This is a genomic window from Ruegeria sp. E1 (genome assembly GCF_056534225.1).
In genome coordinates this window covers 1-3,601 of sequence record NZ_JBQFPE010000033.1, presented here as the reverse complement: position 1 = coordinate 3,601, position 3,601 = coordinate 1, and the positions used below count along the sequence as shown (strand labels likewise).

The window sequence follows — 3,601 nt, the reverse complement described above, 5'->3', positions numbered from 1 at the left end:
TTGGAGCGTGCGGCGCGGGTTTTTTGCAGGAAGGCGATGAGGGCCAGAAGCAGGAGCGCCGGGATGAACATCAGCTCTTTGGGGGGCTGGTTCTGGGGGGCCTGTACGGTGGTGATGCGGACGGGCTCGTCGGCGTAGTAGTCGAAGTTCGACAGCTCATCCGCGACCGGGGTGCCGAACAGAGGCTCTTCGAGTTTGACCAGACCATCTTCCTCTAGCGGGATCAGGCCCAGGGCGTCGATGCGGGCCGCACCGTCCGCCTCGTCGCCGATGGTCAGCACCACCGTGGTCTCGGTCATGTTGCCGGTGTCAAAGTCGGGGCCTGCGACCTCGATGCGCAGGGAACTGCCCGGGGCGGCCTCGCCCACGGCTTGCTCCAGCTGTGCCGGTTCGATCTGCGCAAAGGGCGGCGCGATGCGGTTCATGAAGAAGTCCGGACGGAACAGCGCAAAGGCGATCAGGATCAACGCCACGCTTTCATAGATGCGGTTCTTCGTGAGGAACCAGCCCATGGTGCCGGCGGTGAAGATCAGGATCGCGATGGTCGCGGATATGGCCACCAGAATGCCCTGCACCCAGCCCACATCAATGAGCAGCAGATCGGTGTTGAAGATGAACACAAACGGCAGCGCCACGGTGCGCAAGCTGTAGAAGAAGGCGGTGAAGCCCGTCTTGATCGCGTCGCCGCCCGACACGGCGGCGGCGGCAAAGCTGGCCAGACCCACGGGTGGTGTCACATCGGCCATGATGCCGAAGTAGAACACAAACAGATGCACCGCGATCAGCGGCACGATCAGACCATCCTGCGCGCCCAACTCAACAACCACACCGGCCATCAGCGAGCTGACGACGATATAGTTCGCCGTGGTCGGCAGGCCCATGCCCAGGATCAGACTCAGCAGGCCCACCAGCGCCAGCATGGCAATGAGGTTGCCACCCGACAGGAACTCGACCAGATCGGCCATCACCTGCCCCACACCCGTCAGTGTCACGGTGCCCACGATCACGCCTGCGGTGGCCGTGGCCAGCGCGATGCCGATCATGTTGCGCGCGCCATCGATCAGACCGTTCCACAGGTCGACAACCCCATCGCGGAAGGCGTTTGCGGTGTTGTTCTCACCCCGGAAGATCGACTTCATCGGCTTCTGCGTCAGCAGGATCACGAACAGCAGCGAGGTCGCCCAGAAGGCTGACAGGCCCGGCGATTTCTGCTCGATCATCAGGAAGTAGACCAGCACGATGATCGGCAGCAGGTAATGCAGACCGGCCTTGTAGATCTCGGCAATCACCGGCAGTTCGACCTCTTTGGCGTTGGGATCATCCGGCACCAGATCATCCACGCCCGAGGCCAGTTTCAGCAGGAACAGATAGGCCAGCACGATCAGGCCCGACAGCACCAGACCCGAGGCATCCGGGATCAGCGCTATGATGCCCTTGATCGGATACTGGATGCCATAGCAGAGCCCGGCAAAGCCCACGAAGAAGATCGCCATGCCGCCGATCGTGCGCCCCATCGAGACCACGCGGTCACCCAGCGTGGGCATGTTCCGCTTCACCGCCTCCAGATGCACGATATAGACCAGCGCGATGTAGGAAATCGCCGCAGGCAGGAAGGCGTGGGTGATCACCTCGACATAGGAAATGCCCACATATTCCACCATCAGAAAGGCCGCAGCGCCCATCACCGGTGGCATGATCTGACCGTTCACCGAACTGGCGACCTCGACCGAGCCCGCCTGTTCACTGGAAAAGCCCACCCGCTTCATCAGCGGAATGGTAAAGGTGCCGGTGGTCACAACATTGGCGATGGATGACCCCGAGATCAGCCCCGTGGCCGCCGAGCCCACCACAGCCGCCTTGGCCGGGCCGCCGCGCAGGTGCCCCAGCGCGCCAAAGGCCATCTTGATAAAGTAATTGCCCGCGCCCGCCTTATCCAGCAGCGCACCAAACAGCACGAACAGGAAGACGAACTTGGTCGAGACACCCAACGCGATGCCAAACACACCCTCGGACGTGATCCACATATGGCTCATGGCTTTCTTCAGGCTGGCGCCTTTCCACTGGATCACTTCGGGCACCCAGTCGGATGAGCCGAAGAACACATAGGCCAGGAAGATCGTCGCAATGATCGCCATCGCCGGGCCAAGCGCGCGCCGCGCGGCCTCAAACAGCAACAGCAACCCGCCCAGGGCCACCCATTTGTCGACATCATCCGCCAGCAGGCCATTGTCGACCAGTTTTTCATAGAAAATATAGCCATAAAGCGCGATACCCGCGCCCACCACACCCATGATCCAGTCCTGAATCGGAATGTAGTCACGCGGGCTGGATTTCAGCGCCGGATAGGCCGCAAAGGCCAGAAAGATCGCAAAGGCCAAATGGATCTGGCGCGAATTGTTCACCACGCTGCCCGGCAGCAGCATATTCGAGACCGGCGAGGCCAGCACCACCTGAAAGACCGACCACAGCACCGCGACGATGGCCAGGAATATCCCGACATTGCCCGCCGGATTGCGCGCGCCCGCATCGGACGAGGCGACCAGATCCTGAAGCTCTTCCTCGGATAGCGGGCGGTTGGATTGGGTGTCGGAACTCATCTGGCGTCTCCCCGTCGCTCTGCGATCTTGTCGGGCCGTTTCGGCCTCGTTGTCACCCGGCACCCCGGGTGTGCAAAAAGGGCGCGCCCGTCACAGGCGCGCCCCGGATCAGGTCCGGCTTACTGCAGCCAGCCTTTTTCCTTGTAGTACTTCTCGGCACCCGGATGCAGCGGCGCCGACAGACCATCCGCGATCATCTCTTCCGGCTGCAGGTTGGCAAACGCCGGGTGCAGCTTTTTGAAGTCGTCGAAGTTTTCAAAGACCGAGCTGACAACCGCATAAACCGCGTCATCCGACACATCTGCCGAGGTCACGAAGGTCGCGCCCACACCAAAGGTCGTGGTGTCGCCATCCGAGCCGCGATACATGCCGCCTGGAATGGTCGCGGTGCGGTAGTACGAGTTGTTGTCGATCAGACCCTGGATCGCATCGCCGGTCACGTTCACCAGAACCGAGTCGCACGCGGTGGTCGCTTCCTGGATCGACCCCGACGGGTGACCCACCGTATAGATCATCGCGTCCAGCTGGTTGTCACACAGCGCCGCCGACTGCTCGGCTGCTTTCAGTTCCGAGGCCAGTTCAAAGTCATCAATGGTCCAGCCCATTGCTTCCAGCACAACATCCATCGTGCCGCGCTGACCGGAACCGGGGTTGCCGATGTTCACGCGCTTGCCCTTGAGGTCCTCAAAGCTGGAAATCCCCGCATCGGCACGCGCCACAACGGTAAAGGGTTCCGGATGCACCGAGAACACCGCCCGCAGGTTCTCAAACGCGCCCGCGTCTTCGAACTTCGAGGTGCCGTTATACGCATGGTACTGCCAGTCGGATTGCGCCACACCAAACTCCAGCTCGCCCTCGCGAATGGTGTTGATGTTGTACACCGAACCACCCGTCGATTCCACAGAACACCGAACCCCATGCTCCTTACGGCCCTTGTTCACCAAACGACAGATCGCACCACCCGTCGGATAATAAACACCCGTAACACCACCCGTCCCAATCGT

At 61.4% G+C, this 3,601-nt stretch carries 2 protein-coding genes; both read right to left on the bottom strand.

What is annotated here, in order from left to right:
• Window positions 1-2,597 (bottom strand): TRAP transporter permease (locus ACR0FG_RS20755; RefSeq protein ID WP_480895250.1); only part of this gene is annotated, 2,597 nt, incomplete at its 3' end.
• 119 nt (window positions 2,598-2,716) lie between these two features.
• Window positions 2,717-3,601: TAXI family TRAP transporter solute-binding subunit (locus tag ACR0FG_RS20750; RefSeq protein ID WP_480826036.1), on the bottom strand; the 885-nt coding region annotated here is incomplete at its 5' end.